This window comes from Gaiella occulta (assembly GCF_003351045.1).
In the GTDB taxonomy this organism is placed as follows: Bacteria; Actinomycetota; Thermoleophilia; order Gaiellales; family Gaiellaceae; genus Gaiella; species Gaiella occulta.
In genome coordinates this window covers 62,451-85,049 of the sequence record NZ_QQZY01000008.1, presented here as the reverse complement: position 1 = coordinate 85,049, position 22,599 = coordinate 62,451, and the positions used below count along the sequence as shown (strand labels likewise).

Below are 22,599 nucleotides of genomic sequence, written 5' to 3'. Positions count from 1 at the left end.
AACGCCCCGTCACAGCGCTCCGGCGCTCCCCACGATGCGGCCGGCTCGATCCACGACGAGCACCTCGACGGCGATCGGAGCGCTCGCGAGCACCGCGAGCGCGGTGCCCAGCGCGCCGCCGGCGATCTCGTCGGCGAGCGGCACGCCCTCTGCGGCGGCGAGCTCGAGCGCATGGAGCGCCGTGTTCGCCTCGCCGATCGACGCGGCCAGGCTCGCCGTCGCACCTGCTTGGAGAGCGGCGGCGGCGAGCCGTTCCATGTCCACCTGGGAGCGCCCGGAATGGAGGTCGAGGTGACCTGCTGCCAGCTTCGACAGCTTCGCGAAGCCGCCGGCGAGGGTCAGCTTCGGCAGCGGATGGCGGGCGAGGTACTTGAGCAGCGCGCCGGCGAAGTCGCCCATGTCGAGGAGAGCGGTGTCCGGGAGCCCGTACCGTGCCTGTGCGGCCCGCTCGGATGTGTCGCCTGTCGCAGCGATCACATGCGGGTATCCGACGGCCCGTGCAACGTCGATCCCGCGTCGGATGGACGCGATCCACGCCGAGCAGGAGTACGGGATCACGATGCCGGTCGTGCCGAGGATCGAGATGCCGCCGACGATCCCGAGCCGGGAGTTCCAGGTGCGCCGCGCGAGCTGCTCGCCGCCCTCGACCCCGACTTCCACCACCACGTCGCCGCTGCCGCCGTGCCGCGCGCTCACCTGGGCGACGGCCTCGCCCATCATCTGTCGCGGGACGGGATTGATCGCCGGCTCGCCGACCGGCAGCGGCAGTCCGGGCAGCGTCACGACGCCGACGCCCTCGCCCGCCCTGAACGTCACTCCCGAGCCGACCTCGCCGGGCCGCACCGTCGCGAGCACGAGCGCGCCGTGCGTGACGTCGGGGTCGTCGCCGGCGTCCTTGACGACGCCGGCCGTCGCGCTTCCCTCCTCGAGGCGCTCGAAGGCGAGCGCGAACGCCGGCTGCTGCCCGCCCGGCAGCGTGATCGTGACCGGATCGGGGAACTCCCCCGTGAGCAGGGCCTGATAGGCGGCGCTCGTCGCCGCGGTCGCGCAGGCGCCTGTCGTCCATCCTCGCCGCAGCGGTCGCCCGCCGCTCACGCCGCCCTCACACGATGAGCAGCGCTTGCGTGCTGGTGCTCGGGGGCACCGCCGAGGCGCGGGATCTCGCAGCGGCGCTCGATCGTGCCGGGGTCTCCGTCGTCTCTTCGCTCGCAGGGCGGGTGGCGCGGCCACGGCTTCCCGCCGGCGAGGTGCGGATCGGCGGCTTCGGCGGCCCCGCCGGTCTGGCGCGGTGGCTCGCCGAGCGCGGCGTCGCCGCGGTCGTCGACGCGACCCATCCTTTCGCGGAGCGGATCTCGGCGTCGGCGGCGCAGGCGTGCCCAGCCGCCGGCGTGCCGCTCCTCCGGCTCGAGCGGCCGGGTTGGAGCGAGGCGCCCGGAGACTGCTGGCACTGGGTCGACGACCTGAGCCACGCCGCCGAGCTCGTTCCGCGGCTCGGCCGGCGCGTGCTGCTCACGACGGGTCGCCAGGGACTCGCCGCGTTCGCGGTCGTGCGCTCCGCGTGGTTCCTCGTCCGCTGCGTCGATCCGCCCGATCCGCCGCTTCCCCCGCGGCACGAGCTCCTGCTCGATCGCGGCCCCTATCTCCTGGAGAACGAGCTCGCCTTGATGGACGGCAAGCAAATCGACCTCCTCGTCACGAAGGACAGCGGCGGTGCGCACACGCAGCCCAAGCTCGATGCCGCCCGGCGTCGTGGACTGCCGGTCATCGTCGTGCGCAGACCTCCGCGCCTGGACGTACCGGCGGTCAGCTCTGTCGCCGGCGCGCTCTCCTGGCTGCGGGAGACGGTTCACGCGGGGTAGTGGCGCGGTGTGTACACGCGAGGCGATCCCTGCGTCGCCTCGATCACCCGGGTCGTCGAGGAACCGATCAAGAGGAGCGTCCGCATGTCGACCTGCGCGGCATCGAAGCCCGCGAGCGTGGAGACCGTGACGTTCTCCTCCCGTCCACCGACGTCCCGGGCCACCACGACCGGGGTCTCCGCGGCGCGGTGGCGCAGCAGCACCGTCCGCGCACGCTCGAGCTGCTCCCTCCGCGTGCGGGACGCCGGGTTGTAGAGCGCCAGGACGAGATCCGCGGCGCCGGCCGCCTCGAGCCGGCGCTCGATCGCCGCCCACGGCTTGAGCTGGTCGGAGAGCGAGACGACGCAGAAGTCGTGGCCGAGTGGTGCCCCGACGCGCGCCGCCGCGACCTGCATCGCCGACAGGCCGGGCACGATGCGCACGCGGATGTGAGCGAACGCGGAGCCGCCCTCCTCGACGGCTTCGAGGACGGCGGCCGCCATCGCGAAGATCCCGGGATCGCCGGAGGACACGACCGCGACGCGCCTGCCGCTCGCCGCCAGCTGCAGGGCCTGGCGTGCACGTCGAGCCTCGTCGCGGTTGTCGCTTCCATGCCGATGCTGGCCGGGGCGCCTGGCCACCCGGTCGAGGTAGGTCGTGTACCCGACGAGCTCCTCGGCCTCGGCGAGCGCGGCCCCCGCCTCCGGCGTCAACCACTCCGGGCCCGCTGGGCCGAGTCCGACGACTGCGACCTCACCCGGGCGCGAGACGTCGGGCGCGCGCTGCCCGCCAGAGGTGGTCGGGACCAGCACGAGCGACATGTAGGGGACGTCTCCGTCGACGTCGCGCAGTGCCGCGATGTGCTCCTGCGGCGAGCTTGCCCGCTCGACATAGATGGCTCGATCCGCCACGCCCGCCCGCTCCGCCGCGCCCCGCACGGCGGCGAACGAACGTCCGAGCTTGATGACGACCGCCGCGTCAGTCGTGCGCAGACGGCTCGCGATCACCTGCGCCGGGAGCGTGCCGGGGAGAATGGTGAGCACGTCGTCGCGCTTCACGAGCGGTGACCCCGCCGCCGCCGCGGCGGCGCTGAACGACGTCACGCCCGGAACGACCTCCGTGGGGTAGCGGCCGGCGAGGCGCTCGTGAAGGTACATGTAGCTGCCGTAGAGGAAGGGATCTCCTTCGCAGAGCACCGCCACCGAGCGCCCGGCGTCGAGGTGGCGGGCGATCTCGGCGGCGCTTGCGTCGTAGAACTCGTGCAGCGCCGCCTCATATCCGCCCGGGTGATCGGTCGCCTCGGTCGTGACGGGATATGTCATCGCGATCTCGGTCTGGTCTCCGCGCAGGTAGGGCGCGGCGATCCGTCGCGCGACGCTCTCTCCATGGCGCGCCATGGGGTAGGCGACGACGTCCGATGTCTCGATCACACGACGCGCCTTGAGCGTCACCAGCTCCGGATCACCGGGCCCGAGTCCGACGCCGAACAGCAGCGGCGCGTCCCTCCGTCGGTCGGGTGGGCTCACTCTCTCTCGCTCGCGAGGGCGTTGACCGCTGCGGCCGCAATCGCACTGCCGCCACGGCGCCCGTGGACGACGATGTGCTCGAGCGCCGCGGGGTGTCGTGCCAATTCGATCTTCGACTCCGCCGCGCCGACGAAGCCGACGGGGACGCCGACCACGGCCGCAGGCCGGCCAGCCCCCTCCTCGATCAGCTCCAGCAGCCGGAAGAGGGCGGTGGGAGCGTTTCCTATGACGACGACGGCGCCGTCGAGGCGGTCTCGCCAGAGCTCGAGAGCCGCCGCCGTGCGCGTCGTCCCGAGCTCGGCCGCGAGACGAGGGACGTCCGGGTCGGAGAGCGTGCAGACCACGTCATTCGCGGCAGGCAGGCGCGAGCGTGTGATGCCCGATGCGACCATCGCGGTATCGCAGAGAATCGGGGCGCCGCCCGCGAGCGCCGCGACCGTCGCGGCCGCGAAGCCGCTCGACGCGGCGACGTCGCGCGTGAGGTCGACCATGCCGCAGGCGTGGATCATCCGTACGACGGCCCGCGCGAGCGCCGGGTCGAGCCCGGAGAGGTCGGCCTCGGCGCGGATGATCGCGAACGAGCGGCGGTAGATCTCGCTCCCGTCACGCACGTACGCGGTCACGATGCCGGCACCCCGGCCGCAAGCGCGGCCAGCGCCTCTTCGGCGGTCGTCGCCTCGACGCGCCGGCCCGCCGAGGCCACGACGATGACCTCTCCGGCCGCGACCACGCTCACCGGGACGCCTCGAGGCTCCCCGCAGCGCCGCTCGCAGGCCGACCAGTGCTCGTCCGGGGCGCCGGCGGCGCGAACCAGCGCGCGGCCCCGCGCCGCGGCACGCACGTCGACCCGAGCTCTCGCACAGGCGCCGAGCCCGGCGCAGGCGGAGAGGCCCTGCCAGCCGGAGTCCGGGGAGACCACGAGTCCGAGCCGCCGGAGGTCGCGAACGAGCGATTCGACATCTTCGCGAGCGACATCGACGACGGTAACGGTGCGCCAGGGGGAGATCCGTGCCTCGCTGCCTGGCCGGCGCACGGCGGCGGCGAGTGCGGAGACGGCGCCGCGCTCGAGCCGGCCGAGCGGTGCGAGCGCCGTCACCGCCAGCCGCCCGTCGCGCTGCTCGCACACGCCGGGAATGCGAACGGCCCCGCCGCGCCCCCCGGGGGCGGCGACCGGCTCCACATCTGCGCCGAGGCGTTGCACGACGCTCCGCGCTCCACCGGGAAGCTCCCACACGCGCCATGCTCGGCTGCCGCTCTCGGCCCGCACCTCGAGGAACGCGCGCGCGGCGTCCAGGGCCGCCGCCACGGCGTCGGACGGTGTCGTGCGCACGCTCGTCGGGAAGCCGGCGACCACCAGCCTCAAGCACGGGTCGGGCGTCCCGCCGGCCGGCGGCTCGACGACCAGCGCCACGTCGGCCGGCTGGTCGGCCACGGCACCGCTTCCGTCGTCCACTGCGAACAGGAACTTGCCCGGAAGCCCGCCGAGAGCGGCGTCGGCGCAGAGCCCTCGGTCGAGCTCGTCCACGAGCTGGTCGGTGGGGGCGAGCGCGAGCGGATGCCGTCCCGCGAGCGGGCTCGCGAGCACGTTGCGCACCCGCTCGTGGGATGCCGAGGGCAGGAGCCCGGCGGCTCGGAGCACCCGCGCGGCCGTCTGGCCGGCCTCGGCGCGGAGACCGCGCACCTGAAGGCTTGCGCGAGACGTGATCTCGACGAGCCCGTTCCCGTGGCGGGCCAGCGCCGCCACGGCGTCCAGCTGGTCCGCGGAGACACGGCCGCCCGGAAGGCGGATGCGTGCAAGCAGGCCGTCCTCGGCCTCGTGCAGGGCCAGCACGCCGGGGCAGCGGTCGTCGTCGGCTCGCGTCGCAAGGGGACGCGGCGGGCCGAGTCCGAGCGGAGAGCGGGCGGCAGGCTCATTCGCTGCAACGGTCACGCCGGCCTCGTCACTCTGTCGCAGCAGGGCTGCCGGGGGAGGTGGCCGATGGCTGCATGCCGCTTGCCACGCGTGCCATCACACGTTGTGCGCCTGCCGCGAAGACCAGCCCGATCGTGCTCCACATCACGAGCTGCGTGCCGACGGCGGCCTCGCGGAACCGCCAGAGGGTGACCGCCGGAAAGGTCGCCGGCACCTCATCGGTTCCCGGGAGCGCCAGCCCTGCCGCCACGACCACGAGGACGTAGGAGGCAGCGGCGAGCAGGGTGGCGGTTGCGGCTGATCGACGTTTGCTCAGCCGGCCGCGGAGTCGCACGGCGGTCACGGCCGCGAACAGCGAGACGGCGATCATCACGCCGTACAATGCGGTTCGCTGGCCGATCGTGTCGGGATTCGTCGCGGCGGGCGGGCTTGCCGGGTACTTCACGAACGGCACGAGGAACACGACGAGGAACGCGGCCGCGGCGAGCCACAGCGCCGTCCTCGCGGGGCTCGCCCGCCCGACCCGTCCGTAGACGGCGGCGAACGCCAGCGCGAAGAGGCCGCCGAGCGCGAGCCCGTAGACGACCGATCCGGCGAGCAGCCCGATGCTCCGCTGGACGCCGCGCGAGACGACCGCGGCCTCGTGAGGCGCGCCGGCGGCCGCCGCCTGCGCGTGTTCGAAGGCGATCGCCTGGTTGACGGCCGGCTCTCCGGCGAGCTCGGCGAAGCCGGTGGCGAGCGAGCCGGCGCAGACGCCGGCGGCCAGCCCGCAGACGAGCAGGTTGCGAAGCACTCTTCGCCCCTGTCAGTGACAGGGGAAGCCGAGCAGATGGCGGCCGTCGTGCGCGAACTCGTGCAGCCAGCTGCCCGGCACGATCGAGACCGCGCCCTGGTCGACGCCGACGACGTAGACGAGCATCAGCAGCGCTGCGCCGAGGATCGCCCACGGCAGCAGCTCGCGCAGAGAGACGGACGGAGGATACGTCGCCTCGGAAGCGAGCGAAGGAGCGAGAGTGACGTTCGACATGAGAACCTCCTCGGGATTACGCGTCCCGTACAGCGGTGTCAGCGACGGTCGAGTCTCCTGGCTTCCGGATCTCCGCGCTTCTCCCGCCTTCCCACCCTCTCGGACAGTGGCCTCGAGGGAGAGCGCTCTCCGGTCACAGTGGCGCGACCACGCCGGACTCGCACCGGCTTCCTCGCACCGTCACCCTAACGAGCGCAACTCTATACGTTGCGCGCCCGCTTCTGCAACGAGCCGGCGCCCGTCGACGCCGGCCCGGGCGCGAACGCGGCTACCTGCGCTGCGCGAGATGCCGGGCGATCGTCTCCCGGAGTGTCCCGTCGATCGGCGCGTACCCGCAGCCGGCAGCGGTTGCGGCGATGCGGTCGCTTTCCCGGTCGCCGACGTAGAGCGACGCGGCGGCAGCGACACCGAGGCGCTCCAGCGCGACCTGGATCGGGAGCGGGTCGGGTTTCGCGACGCCGACGTCGACCGACGTGACGACGACCTCGAGGTGCCGGCCGACGCCCACGGTGTCGAGCAGGCGCCTGACGTCCGTCTCGGTCATGACCGAGGTGTTCGTCACCGCGCCGAGCCGGTAGCGGCTCGCGAGCCATTCGATGTCCTCGCGCACCGCGGGGAGCAGCCGCGCGACGAGCCGGTCCACGGGCGCGGTCGGCGCGGCTTCCTGGACGAGGGTGCCGCCGACGTCGAGAAGGACGGCGGCAAGCGGCTGCTCCGAGATCATCGCCGGTTCTCCCAGAGGGCGCAGGCGAGTGCCCGGTCGAGCCGCTCCAGCCCGTCGGCGTCCGGCACGGCGATGCGAGCGACTCCGGGAAGGTCGAAGCTGGAGCAGTCGCGGACGAGCACCCCGTGCGGCGCGAGGAGCTCGCGCAGACGCGGCTCGCCGCGGACGAGGAGCCAGTTGGAGTCGGACGGGAGCGGCATCAGCCCGTGACGAAGCAGAAGCTCGTGCAGCTGCAGGCGAAGCCGTGAGACCTCCGCCGCCCACGCCGGCAGGTCGACCTGCTCGAGCATGTCCGGGAGGGCCGCCGCTGCGAGACCGTTGAGCGACCAGCGGGGTTGAAGCGCTGCGAAGCGCTCGACGTCGTCTCCGTCGGGTACGAGGAGGTACCCGATCCTGAGCCCGGGGCAGCGCAGGAGCTTCGTGAGCGAGCCGACGACGATCGCGTCCCGATCGCCGCGCGTCCAGGCGCCGGTGGCGAGCGGGTAGAAGGCCTCGTCCCAGACCGAGGCGTGCTCGCTCGGGTCGGCGAGCAGTCCGGTCGGGTTGCGCGGGTTGGAGCGCCAGCGCGGTCCTCCCGGGCGGATCTCCGTCAGGTGCCGCCGGTAGAGGGAGAACTCGGGGTCCTCGACCCAGCCGGCCGGGTGCAGGCGGGCGACGAGGGCGATCGCCTCGGCCCCGCCGTTGGTGAGAAGCAGCCGGCTCCCGTCGACTCCGAGGGCGTCCGCGAGGGCGGCGGTGGCTCGCGTGGGATCGGGGTAGCGCACGATCGCCGGGAGGTGGCGGGCGAGGAGCGGACCTGGGTTCGGGGCCGCCGGGTTGAGGCTCGCGGAGAGGTCGAGCAGTGAGTCGGGCGGGACGCCGAGCGAGCGCGCGACGGCTTCGACGTCACCGCCGTGGATTCCCGCCGGCGATATCACCGGCGCCTCCGCAGAGCCCTGGTCACGCCGACGCCGAGGAGGCCCAGCGCCAGCGCGAGCTCGGCCTGGCGGGAGAGCGTGACGGCGCGGCGGATGTCCGCGGTGGTCGGCTGCGTCCCCGTCCCGAGCAACGGGCGCTGCTCGACCCGGTCGCCGTAGTCGGTTGCTCCGCCGAGCGTGATGCCGAGGGCGGCGGCGAACGCCGCTTCGCCGACGCCCGCGTTCGGCGACGGGTGATGGGGCGCGTCCTCGCGAACGGCGCGCAGAACGGCTCGGGCCTGACGCGGCCGAACGGTGGCGACGAGCAGGGCGGTCAGCCGCGCCGGCAGCCAGGCGGCGGCGTCGTCGAGGCGTGCGCTCGCCCAGCCGTAGCGCCTGTAGCGCGCGTTGCGGTGCCCGACCATCGCGTCCATCGTGTTCGTGGCGCGGTGTGCGAGCGCGCCGGGTGCGCCCGCGACGAGCGTCCAGACGGCAGGTGCGACGATTGCGTCGACGGTGTTCTCGGCCAGCGACTCCACGACGGCCCGTGCGATCGCGGCATCGTCGAGCGCGTCGGGTCGGCGGCCGACGAGCGCCGGCAGGAGCAGCCGAGCGCGGTCCGTCTCCCCGCGCTCGAGCGCCTCCGCGATCTCGAGCGCCGAGCGGCGCAGCATGCGTCCGGCGCACGCGAGCCAGCAGGCGACCGCGGATGAGCGGAGCGTCCGCCCGGCGAGCAAGCCCAGGGAGACTCCGCCGAGCGCGTGGAGCGATCCTCGTGCCCGCGAATCGCCGTAGAGCCGGCGCTCGATCCGGGTCATGAGCCGGCCGAACAGCGCGACGGGATGAACCCGCGCCGGGGGCTCTCCCAGCAGCTCGTCGAGGGCAAGCCCTGCCGCCGTCGAGATCGCTCTCACCAGCGACCCGCCGCGACGACGAGCCCGACCGTCTCTCCGACGATCCCCATTGCCCCGAGCACGTCGCCCGTGAAGCCGCCGAGACGCCGGAAGCCGAGCAGAGCGACCACGGCGCAACCGGCGGCGGCGGCGGCGACCGACGCGAGGCCGCGCGCGCCGACGGTCGACCAGGCGATCCCCGCTGCGAGGGCGAAGCCGTAGGCCGGCCACCAGCCGGCGCCCAGGAACCTCGAGGCAAGGCCCTCGCGACGCGCGTAGGGAAGCACCGAGGGGGCAAACGCCATCGCCGTACGCGACGCGCACCAGAGCGCGACGACGAGTCCGACCGAGGGCTGCTGCTCTGCGAGCGCGGCCGTCCGCGTGAGGAGCACCGCGGCGACCGCGGCGACAGCGAAGGCGCCGACATCCGGAAGGCGCATGACCTCCAGCCGCCGTCCCCGATCCATCGGCGCGAGAAGACCGTCGGCGCTGTCGGCGAGCCCGTCCACGTGGAGGAGCCCCGTCAGCGCGAGATCGACGGCGAGCGCGAGGCAGGCGGCGACCCAGGCGCCCCACCACGAGGACGCGGCGAGCCAGACGCCGCCGACGAGGAGACCCACCACGCAGCCGACGAGCGGAAAGGAGCGCATCGACGCGGCCGACGGCTCGCCGCGCGCGGGGAGGACGGTCAGGAAGCCGAACGCGGCGCGCACTAGCCGGAGACCGCCTCGACCGTGTGTGTGCCGTTCCGCGCCTGCCAGTCGTCGATGCCGTCTGTGACCGCGGCGTGCACGGCGCGAGCGAGCCTCGCGCCCCACCGCGACGCCGGCCCGCAGAATCGCTCACGGAACGCCCCGGATTGCAGACAGGCGATGCAGAGTGCGTCTGTCGCGGTGCCGGTTCCCGCCACGCCGCGCTCGAACAGCGCCTGCGACTTCGCCTCCGTCGCGGTGGCGATCGCGTTCACGAGCGCGGCATCGACCAGGGCGGCCGGAACCCAGGCGAGGATGTTGATCGTGCCGGGTGTGTAGGCGTGTCCGGCGCGAGCGCCGAGCTCCCGCTGCCTGGCCGCCCACAGCGGGTCGCGAATGCCGACCGTGGCCCAGACCCGCACTCCCCCGTCGTCGGCGCTGCGAACCCGCTCGACCGGCGCGGCTGTGAGCATCCCTATGCCCTCACCGGGGTAGCCGAGCCGCTCGGCCACCTCCGCCAGGTGTCGGTCGGGATCGTCGCGCGAGTAGTCGGCGCGCACGCCGGCGTTCAGGAACCAGGAAGGGCAGGTGATGCCGCCGCCCACCACGGCCGACGAGATCGCCCGCACGCCCGGCGGAAACCCGGCACGGAGGATGCCGAGCAGCCCGGACGGCAGCGCGCCTTCGTGAACCTCCAGGGTCGGGGGGCCGGCGTCAGCCATCGATCTCGGGGAAGACGGAGGAGACGGCGGCAAGCGACAGGAGCGAGCCTGCGACAACGAGCGCCGAGCGCTGCGCCGCCTGCGCCCAGGTGTGGTTGACGCGCCCGAGGACATCCCGGTAGGAGCGCGCCAGCTCGTTCGACGGCACGATGCCGAAGCCGACCTCGCTGCTGACGGCGATCGTTGCCGCCGACCGGGAGGCTGCGCCTTCGGCAGCGCGCTGCGCCAGCTCCTCGATCTCGCGCTCGGAGTGCGAGCGCTCGAGCAGGTTCGCGACCCAGAGCGAGAGGCAGTCGACGACGACGGTCTCGTCCGCCGACGCGGCCGCAAGCGCCGAGAGCAGGTCGGCGGGCTCCTCGATCGTGCGCCAGTCGGCCGGCCGCTCTTCCCGGTGGCGCCGGATCCGCTCTGCCATCTCCTCGTCGCGGGACTCGGCCGTCGCGATGAACGCCACCGGGGCTCCGCTCGCGGCCGCGAGCCGGACCGCCAGCAGCGACTTGCCGCTGCGTGCGCCGCCGAGGAGGAAGGTCAGCGCCATCGGAAGCCGACCTCGCGGCGCGCCCGCACGCCCCGCTGCGCTTGCGGCTGGCAGCTCACGCCATCCCCTTCGCCCGCTCGACGTTTGCCTCGTCGAAGCGGGCCATCTCGGCGTGTAAGCGCCCGGCGAGTCCGACGAGCGGCAGCGCGAGCGCGGCGCCGCTCGCCTCTCCCAGGCGCAGCCGCAGGTCGAGCAGCGGCTCGAGACCGAGCTCGACGAGCACGCGGGCGTGGGCGGGCTCGGCGGAGCGGTGGCCTGCGACCAGGTAGTCGCGCAGCGCGGGCACCGTCCGGTACGCGGCGAGTGCGACGACCCCCGTCGCGAAGCCGTCCAGCAGCACGGGCCTGCGAGCGGCCGCGGCTCCGAGCAGCGCGCCGGCGAGCGCGGCGAGCTCCAACCCGCCGACGCGGCGCAGGCATTCGAGCGGGTCGCCGGCGGCGGGCAGCCCGTTCACGGCGAGCGCAGTCGCGACGAGCTCCTGCTTGCGCAGGAGCATCTGCGCATCGATGCCCGTTCCGCGGCCGCAGGTCTCCGTCGCGGGCAGGCCCGTGAGCGCCGAGAGGAGCGCGCTCGCGGCGGTCGTGTTGCCGATCCCGATCTCGCCCACGAGCAGCATGTCGCAGCGTGCGGCAAGGTCGGACGCAAGCTCGTAGCCGGTCTCCACGGCCTGCTGCAGCATCGCCGGCTCGAGCGCCGGGCCGACGCTCATGTCCGCGCTTCCCTCCGCGACGCGGCGGTCGAGAACTCCTCGCGGTCGCGGCCCGGCGAGGCCGACGTCCGCGACGACGAGCTCGGCTCCGAGCGCGCGCGCGAGCACGCCGATCGCCGTCTCTCCCCGCGCGGCGGCCGCCGCCACCTGCGCCGAGACGCTGCTCGGGTAGAGGCTCACCCCGCGGGCGGCGATGCCGTGGTCGGCCGCGAGCACGAGCACTCCCGCCCGCGGCGTGGCAGGAGGCGGCGCGCCGGTCACGAGCCCGAACTGCTCGGCGAGCGTCTCGAGCGCCCCGAGGCTGCCGGTCGGCTTCACGAGGTCGTCCGAGGCGTCTCGCACCCGCAGCGCCGCTACCGGATCGCCCGGTCGCACAGCTGACGCGAGCCTGCGCCACCATTCCGGGAGCGCGGCCGGCTCGCTCTCCGGTCCGTCCGTGCGACGAGCGGGCGCGCGCCGCGTGTCGAGGGAGCGGCCCCAGCGCTCGACGAACACGAGTTCGTCGAGCGGGAGGCGCCTGCCCCAGCCCGCCGCCTCGAGGCCGGGCCGCACCGGTCGCTCGTCGGGGTAGCCGACACAGAGCCAGGCGACAGGGACGACGCGGGCGGGGAGGCCGAGCAGATCCTGCACGTCCTCGGCGCGGTAGAAGGAGACCCAGCCGACGCCGACCCCCTCGGCGCGCGCCGCGAGCCAGAGGTTCTCGATCGCGAGGCAGGTCGAGTAGATGTCCGCGTCGCGGATCGTGTGCCGGCCCAGCACCTCCTCGTCGTCTGCGCCGCGGTCGCAGCAGACGCAGAGGCTCAGCGGGGCCTCGCGGATGCCTTCGAGCTTGAGGGCGAGGAACTCCCGCGCGCGCCCGTCGAAGCTCTCTCCCTGCCGCAGCCTCTCCCGCAGGGCGATCGCCTGCATCGCGGCCCTCGTCTCCTCGCTGCGGACGACGACGAACCGCCACGGCTGCATCAGTCCGACCGACGGCGCCTGGTGGGCAGCCTCGAGGAGACGGAGCAGCAGCTCGTCGGGCAGCGGGTCGGGCCGGAAGCGGCGGATGTCGCGCCGCTCGGCGATCGCCCGCCAGACTGCCGCGCGCTCGGGATCGGAGAACCGCCAACCGGTCGGGTCGTCGGCGCGCTCCCGCGCGCGCGAGTCGTCGAAGCCGTCCGGAAGCGACGGCCGCGCGATCCGATCGCGAGACGCGCTCACAGGCGCTCCGCGTGCGGGCGCTTGCGGGCGGGGCTCCGTACTCCCTGCACCATCAGCACAGGCATCCTCTGCCGGCCAGGGCTACGGCGATCCTGCCTCGAGCCAAGAAAAATCCTCCGTTTCGGGAGGATCGGGGAGAGCCCGGCAGCTTCACCGCTGCACGAACCGCCCTTCCTCCGAGGGTCGTGTCCGTCGACATGGCTCAGGCGGCCTGGCTCATCCCCCGAAGGGGCATCACAGTTGCGGGACAGCGCCGGAATCGCACCGGGCTTCGCTGAGTTCCATGTCGCCCGGAGGTCTTCCGGGCAAAGCGAGTATACGGCGTGCGGGTGGACGGCAGCGGCGGTGGGGATCGAGCTGTGCCCGATCCCCACCGCCGATGCAGGGGAGAGGATTCGAACCTCTGAAGGCTGAGCCAGCGGGTTTACAGCCCGCCCCCTTTGGCCACTCGGGAACCCCTGCGAGCGAGCCGGCATTGTAGCCGCCTCTCCGCGGCCGGACGCGGGTGGGCGGCAGCTTCGGCCCCTCGCCGTAGAATCGCGGCGTGGAGCGGCACGACGTCCTCGTCGTCGGCGCGGGCCCGGCCGGATCGGCCACGGCGATCCACCTCGCCCGCGCCGGCGCGCGCGTGCTGCTCGCCGACCGCGCCCGCTTCCCGCGCGACAAGCCGTGCGGCGGCGGCCTCACCGGGCGGGCGCTGCGCCAGGCGCCGTGCGACGTCTCGGCCGTGGTCGAGCACGTCGTCGACCGCTTCGAGCTGCGCCTGCGCTTCGGACGCTCGTTCACCCGCGCGAGCGAGTCGCCGCTGATCCTGATGACCCGGCGGCGCCGCCTCGACGCCTACCTCGCCGAGCAGGCCCAGGCCGCGGGCGCCGACTTCCGCGACGGGTCGCGGGTCGACGACGTCGAAATCGGCCGCGACGGCGTCTCGGCCACCGTCGGCGGCGTACGTGTCCACGCGGGCGCGATCGTCGGCGCAGACGGGGCGAACGGCGTCGTCGTACGCTCTGCCGGTCTCGCCGGCGGCATCGAGCACGGCGTCGCGCTCGAGGGAAACGTCGCCTGGGAGGCGCTGCCCCGCGAGCGCTACGAACGGACTGCCGTCGTCGAGCTCGGCCAGCCGGCCGGCGGGTACGGCTGGGTGTTCCCCAAGGGCGACCACGCGAACCTCGGCGTCGGCGGCTGGGGGAGCGAGGGCCCGCTGCTGCGCGACCATCTCGCCCGCCTCGCCCGGGCGCACGGCGTCGCCCCGGCGGCGCTCGCCGAGGTGCGCGGCCACCGGCTCCCCATGCGCCGCCCCGGCCGGGCGACGCCGGCGGCGGATCGCGTCCTCCTCGTCGGGGACGCCGCCGGGCTCGTCGACCCGCTCTCCGGCGACGGCATGTACGAGGCGTTCACCTCGGCGCGCCTTGCGGCGGAGGCGATCCTCGCGGAGGCGATCGGCGACTACCCGCGAGCGCTCGCCGCCGCGCTCGACCACCATGCCGGCGCCTCCTGGGCCGCCAAGCGCGCTCTCGACCGCAGTCCGGCGCTCTGCTTCTGGGCCGCCCGTTCACCCGGGGTCTTCGGCGTCGTCGCCGGGCTGCTGCGCGGAGACGTCGGCCATCCCGACGAGGCCCGCGGCCTCGCCCGGGCGCCGCTGCGGCTGATCGCCCGCAGGGCGCGCGCGTAGAGCCCACGGCGCTCTAAAGCAATCGAGGCTCGCTGCCGATGCAGAGTCGGCCGTGATCGATCTCATCGCCCTCCTTCGGCGCGCCGTCGACGGCGGCGCCAGCGACGTCCACCTCAAGCTCGGCCAGCCGCCGGTCGTCAGGCTCGACGGCGACCTCGAGCAGATGCACGACGTGCCCGCTCTGACGGAGTCCGACCTCGAGGACGTGCTCGATGCCGTCACGCAGATCGCGCCCCGGCGCCGCGAGCTGTTCGAGGAGACCGGCGACCTCGACATCGCGTTCGCGCACCCGACGCTCCCGCGCTTCCGCGTCAACGGCTTCCGGCAGCGCGGCGCCGTCTCGTTCGCCTTCCGGGCGATCCCGAGCGAGATCCCCGACTTCGCGGCGCTCGGCCTGCCGCCGGGCGTCTCCCGCCTCGCCGAGGAGCGGCGCGGCCTCGTGCTCGTCACCGGCGCCACCGGCTCCGGCAAGACGACGACGCTCGCGTCCATGCTCGACCACGTCAACCGCACCCGGCGCCAGCACATCGTCACGATCGAGGATCCGATCGAGATCCTGCACCCCGACCGCGGCTGCATCGTCAACCAGCGCGAGGTCGGCCTCGACACGGAGAGCTTCGAGCAGGCGCTGCGCCGTGTGCTGCGCCAGGACCCCGACGTCATCCTGATCGGCGAGCTGCGCGACACCGAGACCGCGCACACCGCCCTGCAGGCGGCCGAGTCCGGCCACCTCGTCTTCTCGACGCTGCACACGATCGACGCCGCCGAGACGGTCGGGCGCATGATCGAGCTCTTCCCGCCGGGCAAGCAGCAGCAGGTGCGCTCCATCCTCGCCGGCACGCTGCGCGGCGTCATCAGCCAGCGCCTGCTGGTGCGCGCCGACGGCGGGCGCGTGCCCGCCGTCGAGGTGATGGTGACGAACGCGCGCATCGCCGACCTCATCCGCGAGAACCGGCCCAACGAGATCTCCGACGCGATCGCCGCCGGCGAGTTCTTCCAGATGCAGACGTTCGCCCAGTCGCTGATCGACCTCGTGCTCGCAGGCGTCGTCGAGCCCGACGTCGCCGCGAACGCATCGACGAACCGGCACGACTTCCTCGTCGCGCTCGAGCGGGCCGAGAAGGACAAGCTGCAGAGGGAGCACGCCGCCGAGAACGGCGGCCGTGGCGAGAGCGCGCGCGATCGGGCCACGGCCGTGCAGCGCTTCGGATCCGGGCTCCGGTAGGCCCATATGGGTGCGGACATCCCCCGGAAGGGGGTTTCCGGCAATCGTGTCGCCTCCGATCGTGAGCCCGTGGGCACGACATCGACGCGATGCGCGCACCTCCGCGCAGGCGGTCGGCGCCGTCCGCTTGCCCGCGAGCACGGCTTCACGCTGATCGAGACGGTGCTCGCGATGGCGATCTTCGTCGGCGTCGCGACGTCGCTCGCGGGCGTGCTCACGTCCTCGATCGCTGCCCACACGGTGTCGCGCGAGCGTACGGTCGCCGAACAGATCGCAAACGACCAGGTCGAGTCGATCCGTCGGCTGCCCTACGACGACGTCGGCACCGTCGGCGGGAACCCGCCCGGAACGGTGGCGGCGTCGAGGACGGTGACGCAAGACGGGCTCACGGCCACGGTCTCGACGCAGATCTCGTACGTGAACGACCCGATCCCGACGAGCTACGCGACGGGCGCGAACTACAAGAGGGTGACGGTCACGGTCACTCGCGCGCGTGACGGGAAGCAGTTGACGCGCGTCGTCACGAACATCGCGCCGCCCGCCCGCGCGCCCTACGGCGGCATCAACAACGCGATCGTCAACGTGCAGGTGCTCGACTACGCCCTGCTGACTCCCGTGCCCGGGGCTTCGGTCACGATCGCCAACGGCCCCAGCCCCTCCCGCACGGACGTCACCGACTCGAGCGGCACGGTCTCGTTCGCGGCGCTGACGCCGAACCCGCTCACCGGCCCGACCGCGTACTACGACCTCACCGTCAGCGACACGGGCTACGTGACGTTCCCCGGGGACGTGCCGCCGGCGGCGGCCGCCCACCTGCAGCTCTCGCCGAGCCAGACGGTGAGCACGGCGATCAGGATCTTCAAGCCGGTCTCGATCATCCTGCAGATGGTCAACGCGAACGGCAGCCCGTATACCGGTACGGCGACCGTCAAGGTGACGTCCGGCCTCACCGGTGTCACCGAGACGATCGTCGTCACCGGCGGCTCGGCGACGCTCACGGAGCTCGGGGGAGATCCGATCGTCCCCGGCGTCACCTACACCGTCAAGGGGCTCAAGGCCAACGGCCAGTGCGCCGATCCGGCTCCGCGCTACGTCCCGGACAACTATCCGACGGACCTCACCACGACGTTCGTGCTCACCTGGGGGGCCTGCCCGTCCGGCACGCTCGCCGTGAACGTGAAGCAGCTCGGCCTCAACGTGCCCGCTGCCACGGTCGACGTCACGGGCGGCCCCAACGGCGTCTCCCTGTCGGGCACGACCGATTCGAATGGCGACGTCTCGTTCGCCGCCCCCGAGGGGGCCGGCTACACGGTGACGGCGACCAAGGGCAGCGCGACCGCGAGCACGACGGCGTCGGTGACCGCCGGCACGACCACCAACGTGACCGTCACGCTGCCGCCGCCACCGACCGGCACGATCGTCGCGACCGTCAACTGGGACACGCCGCTCGCGAGCTGCGCGAACTGCGTCACGCTCAGCGGCGGTCCGAACGGGATCTCCGTCACCGGGTCGACCGACGGCTCCGGCCAGGTGACGTTCCTGAACGTCCCCGTCGGCTCCGGCTACACGATCACGGCGACGAAGAACGGCGTCAGCGGCTCGTCGACCGCGTCCGTCGCGGCGAACGCGACGACGAACGTCGTCGTTGCGCTCCCGACGGGAACGCTCGACGCGACCGTCACCTACGGCGGAGTGCTTGCGGCGAGCGGCGCCACGATCACGGTCAGCGGTGGCCCGAACGCGGTCTCCGTGTCCGGCACGACCAACGCGAGCGGCGTCTTCAGCGACACCCTCCCGGCGGGCACGACGGCCTCCTACACGATCACCGCCACGAAGGCCGGCCAGAGCGTCTCCGGCACGTTCACCCTGCCGGCGAACGGATCCACGGCGGCGCTCACGCTCAACCTGCCCGTCGGCACGGTCAACGCGACCGTGCGCTGGGGCTCGGCCGGGCCGTTCTCGAACGGCGCCGCGATCACCGTCAGCGGCGGCCCCGTCGGCGGCACCGTCGCCAGCGGCAGCACGAACGCGAGCGGCTCCTACAGCAACACGAGCCTGCCGGCGGGCACGGGCACCTACACGATCCAGGCGACGAAGGGCGCGGCCGGCGCCTCGACGACGTTCACGATTCCGTCGAGCGGATCGACCGCGACCGTGACGCTGACGCTGCCGGTGCGCGCGACCGTCCTCTTCACCGTCAAGAACAACAAGGGCACGAATGTCGGCGCCGGCGTTCCCGTGACGATGACGGGCGGCCCGGAGGGGCTGAGCTACAGCGGCACCACGAACGCGAGCGGCCAGGTCTCCTTCACGAACGTCCCGGCCGCGTCGGACACGTACGTCGCCAAGGCCTGGAACTGCGCCTCGACCGCGGGCAAGAGCAGGACGAACACGATCACGGTCACCTCGGGAACGACCACGCAGAGCTTCACCCTCCAGTACAACAGCAACACGTGCCCGCCGTGAGCAGCCGCCTCCTCACCAGGCTGCGCGGCGAGACCGCCTTCACGCTGACCGAGATGCTCGTCGTGCTCGCGATCATCGGGCTGCTCGTCGGGTCGTTCTCCGCGCTGCTCAGCACCACCATCCGGCACAGCACGGAGATCCAGGAGCAGGACGTGACGCAGACCGAGCTGCGGGCGGCGATCGACCGGCTCGCCGCCGAGGTGCGGCAGGCGTATTCGGGCGACGGCGCGACGGCGCCGATCGAGGTCGCGACGGGGACGGCGCTCCAGTTCCTCTCTCCCGACCGCGCGCAGCCGTTCCACCTGCGCCGCATCGCCTACAGGGTCGGCAGCGGCCGCCTCGAGCGGGCGATGGCGACGAGCAGCGACACCGACGGCGCCCCGTGGATCTTCCCCGCGCTCGGCGCCTACGGCCTCGTCGTCGACTCGATCACGAACGCGAGCCCGTTCACCTATCTCGACGCCGCGAACGCCCCCACCACCGTCGCAGCGAACGTGCGCACGGTGCGGATCAGCTTCACCGTCGCCACCAAGGCCTCGCCCGGGCGGCAGTACACGTACTCGACGAGCGTGAGCCTGAGGTCTGCGCCATGAGAATCGCGAAGCTGCTGCGCCGTGAGGAAGGGGTCGCGATGGTGCTCGTCGTGCTGCTGACCTCGGTGCTCGCGCTGCTCAGCGTCACGCTCGTCGACATCGTGGGGAGCGAATCCGACCGGAGCGCGCACGCGGTCTGGAGCAGCGCCTCGTTCCAGGCGGCGGAGGCCGGGCTGGACGACTACCTCGCGAAGCTCGTCGACGATCGCGCCTACTACCTGCACATGGTCCACGCGGGCGAGTCGACGCGCCGCCCGCCGGCCGGCGCCGACGTGACCGCGGGCTCGACCTGGACCTACAGCAACAGCTGGACGTACCCGAACGGCAAGGACACGTGGAAGCAGCTTCCCAACGGCTACGAGTACAACCTGCAGATCGTGTCGCCGAGCGCCGGCTCGGAGGAAGTGCAGATCTTCGCGACCGGAAGGAAGACGGGCAGCACGACCGACATGCGGTCGCTCGAGGCGCGTATCCGCCCCTCGTCGATCGCCGACTTCCAGATGCTCGCGAACAGCGACATCACGTACGGCTCGTCCGCGTCGACGTTCGGGAAGATCTACGCGGGCATCGACGCCAACGGCGTCAAGCACAACGTCACGCACTACGGCGTCGCGCACGCGAACGTCTACGCCGAGGGCAACGTGTACGGGCCGCCGACCCTTCAGGACGGAGCGAAGACCTACGGCCGGTCGACGATCCGGACGCAGATCAAGAACCCGATCAACTTCCAGAGCTTCCTCGCGTCGCTCGTCGACATCGAGAGAGCCGCGGGCCTGTCGTCGCGCTCGTGGAACGACGCCTCCGTCGACGCCTGGCGCGTGACGTTCCTCTCCGACGGCACCTTCAACCTGCAGCGCTGCACGCGCGTGGGCTCGAAACACGTCGCGGCCGTGCAGCCGACGTGCGGCACGGCGACGAACTACACCGTCCCGGCCAACGGCGCGATGTACTTCGCCCAGACGGTGATCGTGCAGGGACAGGTGAAGGGACGCGTCACCGTCGCCTCGAACGACGAGCTCGTCGTCGCGAACGACATCGGGCCCGTAACGCCCGGAACGGACGTGGTCGGCCTGATCGCCTCCAACGACATGATCATCGCCGAATGGGCCCCGACGAACCTGAGCTGGCGGGCCGGAACGCTGGCGCAGAACGGGCAGTGGCGCTCCTGGAGCGGCTCGGGCAGCCACAACGGCACGATGACGTTCACGGGCTCCACCGCGACGAACAAGGGCGGCTACATGAGCATGTTCACGACGCGTGTCTACAACTACGACGACACGCTGCTCTACCTTCCGCCGCCGTGGTTCCCCTCGATCGACGACGCCTACACGGTCGACTTCTTCCGCGAGATCAAGCCGTAGCGGCGTCCCCTCGCGCGAGCCCGCTCAACCGCAGGGACCGGACTGCCGATACCACGGGTGTGAACGTCGCCCTCGCCGCTCTCGTGCTGCCGCCGGCCCTCGCCTTCGGCAGCTTCGCCAACGTCGTCGCCGCACGGGTGCCGCTGCGCCGCTCCGTGTCGAAGCCGCGCTCGAGCTGCACGGCGTGCGGCACGCCGATCGTCGCCCGCGACAACATCCCGATCGTCTCGTACCTGCTCCTCCGCGGTCGCTGCCGTAGCTGCCATGCCCGCATCTCTCCTCTCTACCCGGCAGTCGAGGCGCTAACGGCCGGGCTCGTCGCCGCCGGCGTGCTCGTCTACGGGCCGACGGCGTACGCGGCGCTCGCGTCGTTCTTTCTGGTCGTCCTCGTCACACTCTCGGCCGCCGACCTCCGCTACCGCCTCGTCCCGAACCGGATCGTGATCCCGGCCGCCGCGATCGCCCTCGTCGCCCACACGGCGATCGACCCGAGCGTGGAGTGGCTGGCCGCGGCGCTCGGCGCGTCCGGCTTCCTCCTCGTCGCCGCTCTCGTCCACCCGCAGGGGCTCGGCATGGGCGACGTCAAGCTCGCGCTGCTGCTCGGTGCGATGCTCGGCCGGAACGTCACGGTCGCGTTGATGGCGGGCTTCCTCGCGGCTCTCGTGCCGTCCCTCGTCCTGCTCGCGCGGCACGGGTCCGGGGCGCGCAGGATGGCGATCCCGCTCGTCCCCTTCCTCGCGCTCGGAGCGGTGGCGGCGCTCTTCTGGGGCGACGCGCTCCTCGATGCGTATCTCGGCCTCGGCGGCGGCTAGGTCGTGAGCTTCGAGCCGGCAGGGCCGCTGCGTAGGTTCACCGACCGCGGCCGGCGCGCCGGGACGCCGCAGGCCGCATTCGACCGCGCGCGAGGCTTCGAGACGCTCGCAGATCTCGTCGCCGATCTCGTCGCGGCCACCGAGCTGATTCCGCGCGACCGCCTCGCGGCCGTGCGCGGCCGCGCGGGCGCGGGATCGCTCGCGGAGGCGCTTCAGGCCGAGGGCCTGGCACAGCCGGATGGCATCGCGCGCTCGCTCGCGCGCCGATTCGGCCTGCCGTTCATCGACCTCGCGGAGGATCGCGTCTCGCCGAGCGCCGCGGATCTGATACCGCTCAAGACGCTGCAGCGCGTCGTCGCCGTCCCGCTCTCGCGCACCGGCGAGCGCATGCGGGTCGCCGTCGCTGACCCGGGCAACATCCAGGGCATCGACGAGCTGCGGCTCGCGACGCGCTACCAGCTCGAGATCGGCGTCGCGAGCCGGGACGACATCCTCGTCGAGCTCGAGCGCATCGCCCGCCGGTCGGAAGTGCTCGAGACCCAGTCCGCGATGGACGACTTCGAGGTGGTCGAGGACGACGACGACCTCGAGGTCGACGACGGCGTCTCCGACGCGCCGCTCGTGCGTCTCGTCAACTCGATCGTCATGCAGGCGGCGGTCGACGGCGCGAGCGACATCCACTTCGAGCCGCAGGAGGACGCGTTGCTCGTGCGCGTGCGCATCGACGGCGTGCTCACGGAGGCGCAGCGCATCCCGAAGCGGATGGCCAACGGCGTCACCACGCGACTGAAGGTGCTCGCCAAGCTCGACATCGCCGAGCGCCGCAAGCCGCAGGACGGCCGCATCTCCCTCAACGCGCGGGCCGTCGGGCGCATGCTCGACATCCGCGTCGCGGTGCTGCCGACCGTGGAGGGCGAGCAGGTCGTCATGCGTCTCATCGACAAGTCGCGCAAGACGCCGACGCTCGAGTCGCTCGGCCTCTCCGAGGCGATGCGCGGGAAGCTGAGCGAGATCATCCGCCGGCCGACCGGCGCGCTGCTCGTCACGGGCCCGACCGGCTCGGGCAAGTCGACGACGCTCTATGCGGCGCTCGCGGAGATCAACCGGCCCGAGATCAACATCATCACGGTCGAGGACCCGGTCGAGTACCGGCTGCACGGCGTCAACCAGGTGCAGATCAACGTGAAGGCCGACATGACGTTCGCGGCGGCGCTGCGCTCCATCCTTCGCTCCGATCCCGACGTGATCATGGTAGGCGAGATTCGCGATGCCGAGACGGCCAAGATGGCGATCGAGTCGGCGCTGACCGGCCACTTCGTGCTCTCGACGCTGCACACGAACGATGCGCCCGGCGCGCTGACGCGCCTCAACGAGATGGGCGTGGAGCCGTTTCTGACCGGCTCCGCCGTGTCCGCGGTGCTCGCGCAGCGGCTCGCGCGCAGGCTGTGCGCGAACTGCTGCGAGATGTACGCGCCGACCGCCGAGGAGCTGATGGCGGCGCGCATCTCGCCCGACATGGCCGCCGCGCGCGAGGGCATGGTGCTGTATCGCAAGGCCGGCTGCCCACGCTGCAACCGCACCGGCTACAAGGGCCGCGTCGGGATCTTCCAGCTGCTCGTGATGGACGACCAGCTCGAGGCGCTCGCGTCGCAGAACGCCCATCGCGAGGAGATCGAGCGGGCCGCGGCCGCGGCCGGTATGCGCTCGCTGTGGGACGACGGCATCGCAAAGGCAGCGGCCGGCCTCACGTCGCTGGAAGAGCTGGCGCGCGTCGTCGCCACCTTCTGAGAGAG

At 72.8% G+C, this 22,599-nt stretch carries 21 protein-coding genes, 1 tRNA gene and 2 riboswitches; of the genes, 8 read left to right on the top strand and 14 right to left on the bottom strand.

Features of this window, described 5'->3' with window-relative positions:
• Nucleotides 1–9: 9 nt before the first annotated feature.
• Nucleotides 10–1,095 (bottom strand): cobalt-precorrin-5B (C(1))-methyltransferase, encoded by a 1,086-nt coding sequence (locus Gocc_RS13645; protein ID WP_220150634.1) that lies wholly within the window; start codon nucleotides 1,093–1,095, stop codon nucleotides 10–12.
• 14 nt (nucleotides 1,096–1,109) lie between these two features.
• Here Gocc_RS13645 and Gocc_RS13640 point away from each other — a divergent pair, with 14 nt between their 5' ends.
• Nucleotides 1,110–1,859 (top strand): cobalt-precorrin-6A reductase, encoded by a 750-nt coding sequence (locus Gocc_RS13640; RefSeq protein WP_181813694.1) that lies wholly within the window; start codon nucleotides 1,110–1,112, stop codon nucleotides 1,857–1,859.
• Here Gocc_RS13640 and cobJ read toward each other — a convergent pair.
• The 13 genes from cobJ to Gocc_RS13575 form a co-directional block, all read right to left on the bottom strand.
• Complete coding sequence (gene cobJ / locus Gocc_RS13635) at nucleotides 1,847–3,364, bottom strand: precorrin-3B C(17)-methyltransferase (protein ID WP_220150632.1); 1,518 nt, start codon at nucleotides 3,362–3,364, stop codon at nucleotides 1,847–1,849. The two genes, Gocc_RS13640 and cobJ, sit on opposite strands and share 13 nt — an antisense overlap.
• Complete coding sequence (locus tag Gocc_RS13630) at nucleotides 3,361–3,987, bottom strand: precorrin-8X methylmutase (protein WP_114797127.1); 627 nt, start codon at nucleotides 3,985–3,987, stop codon at nucleotides 3,361–3,363. Before Gocc_RS13630 ends, cobJ begins: the two co-directional genes overlap by 4 nt.
• A complete protein-coding gene (locus Gocc_RS13625; protein WP_114797126.1) occupies nucleotides 3,984–5,294 on the bottom strand; it encodes a precorrin-3B synthase in 1,311 nt (436 codons plus the stop codon). The genes Gocc_RS13630 and Gocc_RS13625 overlap by 4 nt, the downstream gene beginning before the upstream one ends.
• A gap of 10 nt (nucleotides 5,295–5,304) precedes the next feature.
• A complete protein-coding gene (locus Gocc_RS13620; protein ID WP_114797125.1) occupies nucleotides 5,305–6,069 on the bottom strand; it encodes a CbtA family protein in 765 nt (254 codons plus the stop codon).
• 12 nt (nucleotides 6,070–6,081) lie between these two features.
• Complete coding sequence (locus Gocc_RS13615; protein ID WP_114797124.1) at nucleotides 6,082–6,303, bottom strand: CbtB domain-containing protein; 222 nt, start codon at nucleotides 6,301–6,303, stop codon at nucleotides 6,082–6,084.
• 29 nt (nucleotides 6,304–6,332) lie between these two features.
• Nucleotides 6,333–6,500, bottom strand: a riboswitch (cobalamin riboswitch).
• A gap of 71 nt (nucleotides 6,501–6,571) precedes the next feature.
• Complete coding sequence (locus Gocc_RS13610; RefSeq protein WP_114797123.1) at nucleotides 6,572–7,027, bottom strand: HAD family hydrolase; 456 nt, start codon at nucleotides 7,025–7,027, stop codon at nucleotides 6,572–6,574.
• Nucleotides 7,024–7,944 (bottom strand): aminotransferase class I/II-fold pyridoxal phosphate-dependent enzyme, encoded by a 921-nt coding sequence (locus Gocc_RS13605; RefSeq protein ID WP_114797122.1) that lies wholly within the window; start codon nucleotides 7,942–7,944, stop codon nucleotides 7,024–7,026. Before Gocc_RS13605 ends, Gocc_RS13610 begins: the two co-directional genes overlap by 4 nt.
• The gene (cbiB, locus tag Gocc_RS13600; RefSeq protein ID WP_114797121.1) at nucleotides 7,941–8,837 is read right to left on the bottom strand and encodes an adenosylcobinamide-phosphate synthase CbiB; all 897 of its coding nucleotides are present in this window, start codon (nucleotides 8,835–8,837) and stop codon (nucleotides 7,941–7,943) included. The genes Gocc_RS13605 and cbiB overlap by 4 nt, the downstream gene beginning before the upstream one ends.
• The gene (cobS, locus tag Gocc_RS13595; protein WP_181813693.1) at nucleotides 8,834–9,529 is read right to left on the bottom strand and encodes an adenosylcobinamide-GDP ribazoletransferase; all 696 of its coding nucleotides are present in this window, start codon (nucleotides 9,527–9,529) and stop codon (nucleotides 8,834–8,836) included. The genes cbiB and cobS overlap by 4 nt, the downstream gene beginning before the upstream one ends.
• Nucleotides 9,529–10,230 (bottom strand): adenosylcobinamide amidohydrolase, encoded by a 702-nt coding sequence (locus Gocc_RS13590; protein WP_114797119.1) that lies wholly within the window; start codon nucleotides 10,228–10,230, stop codon nucleotides 9,529–9,531. Before Gocc_RS13590 ends, cobS begins: the two co-directional genes overlap by 1 nt.
• On the bottom strand, nucleotides 10,223–10,768 hold the full coding sequence (cobU, locus tag Gocc_RS13585) for a bifunctional adenosylcobinamide kinase/adenosylcobinamide-phosphate guanylyltransferase (protein WP_114797118.1): 546 nt from the start codon (nucleotides 10,766–10,768) through the stop codon (nucleotides 10,223–10,225). Before cobU ends, Gocc_RS13590 begins: the two co-directional genes overlap by 8 nt.
• Before the next feature lie 55 nt (nucleotides 10,769–10,823).
• Nucleotides 10,824–12,677: a nicotinate-nucleotide--dimethylbenzimidazole phosphoribosyltransferase gene (gene cobT / locus Gocc_RS13580; RefSeq protein WP_114797117.1), complete on the bottom strand. Its 1,854-nt coding sequence runs from the start codon at nucleotides 12,675–12,677 to the stop codon at nucleotides 10,824–10,826.
• A gap of 182 nt (nucleotides 12,678–12,859) precedes the next feature.
• Nucleotides 12,860–12,978, bottom strand: a riboswitch (cobalamin riboswitch).
• A gap of 79 nt (nucleotides 12,979–13,057) precedes the next feature.
• Nucleotides 13,058–13,139: transfer RNA gene (locus Gocc_RS13575), tRNA-Tyr, on the bottom strand.
• A gap of 82 nt (nucleotides 13,140–13,221) precedes the next feature.
• Between Gocc_RS13575 and Gocc_RS13570 the strand changes: the two genes are divergently transcribed.
• The 7 genes from Gocc_RS13570 (at nucleotide 13,222) to Gocc_RS13550 (ending at nucleotide 22,594) form a co-directional block, all read left to right on the top strand.
• Nucleotides 13,222–14,349 carry a geranylgeranyl reductase family protein gene (locus Gocc_RS13570; RefSeq protein ID WP_114797116.1) on the top strand — a complete coding sequence of 376 codons (1,128 nt, stop codon included), beginning with the start codon at nucleotides 13,222–13,224 and terminating at the stop codon, nucleotides 14,347–14,349.
• Between the two features lie 52 nt (nucleotides 14,350–14,401).
• Entirely contained in the window at nucleotides 14,402–15,574 is a 1,173-nt protein-coding gene (locus tag Gocc_RS13565) for a type IV pilus twitching motility protein PilT (RefSeq protein ID WP_114797115.1), read from the top strand.
• A gap of 69 nt (nucleotides 15,575–15,643) precedes the next feature.
• On the top strand, nucleotides 15,644–18,040 hold the full coding sequence (locus Gocc_RS16375; protein WP_181813692.1) for a hypothetical protein: 2,397 nt from the start codon (nucleotides 15,644–15,646) through the stop codon (nucleotides 18,038–18,040).
• Complete coding sequence (locus Gocc_RS16370; protein WP_181813691.1) at nucleotides 18,037–18,633, top strand: PulJ/GspJ family protein; 597 nt, start codon at nucleotides 18,037–18,039, stop codon at nucleotides 18,631–18,633. The genes Gocc_RS16375 and Gocc_RS16370 overlap by 4 nt, the downstream gene beginning before the upstream one ends.
• Entirely contained in the window at nucleotides 18,630–19,994 is a 1,365-nt protein-coding gene (locus Gocc_RS16365) for a hypothetical protein (RefSeq protein WP_181813690.1), read from the top strand. The genes Gocc_RS16370 and Gocc_RS16365 overlap by 4 nt, the downstream gene beginning before the upstream one ends.
• Nucleotides 19,995–20,053: 59 nt before the next feature.
• Complete coding sequence (locus Gocc_RS13555) at nucleotides 20,054–20,806, top strand: prepilin peptidase (RefSeq protein WP_181813689.1); 753 nt, start codon at nucleotides 20,054–20,056, stop codon at nucleotides 20,804–20,806.
• Nucleotides 20,807–20,809: 3 nt separating this feature from the next.
• Entirely contained in the window at nucleotides 20,810–22,594 is a 1,785-nt protein-coding gene (locus tag Gocc_RS13550; RefSeq protein WP_114797113.1) for a GspE/PulE family protein, read from the top strand.
• Nucleotides 22,595–22,599 lie beyond the last annotated feature (5 nt).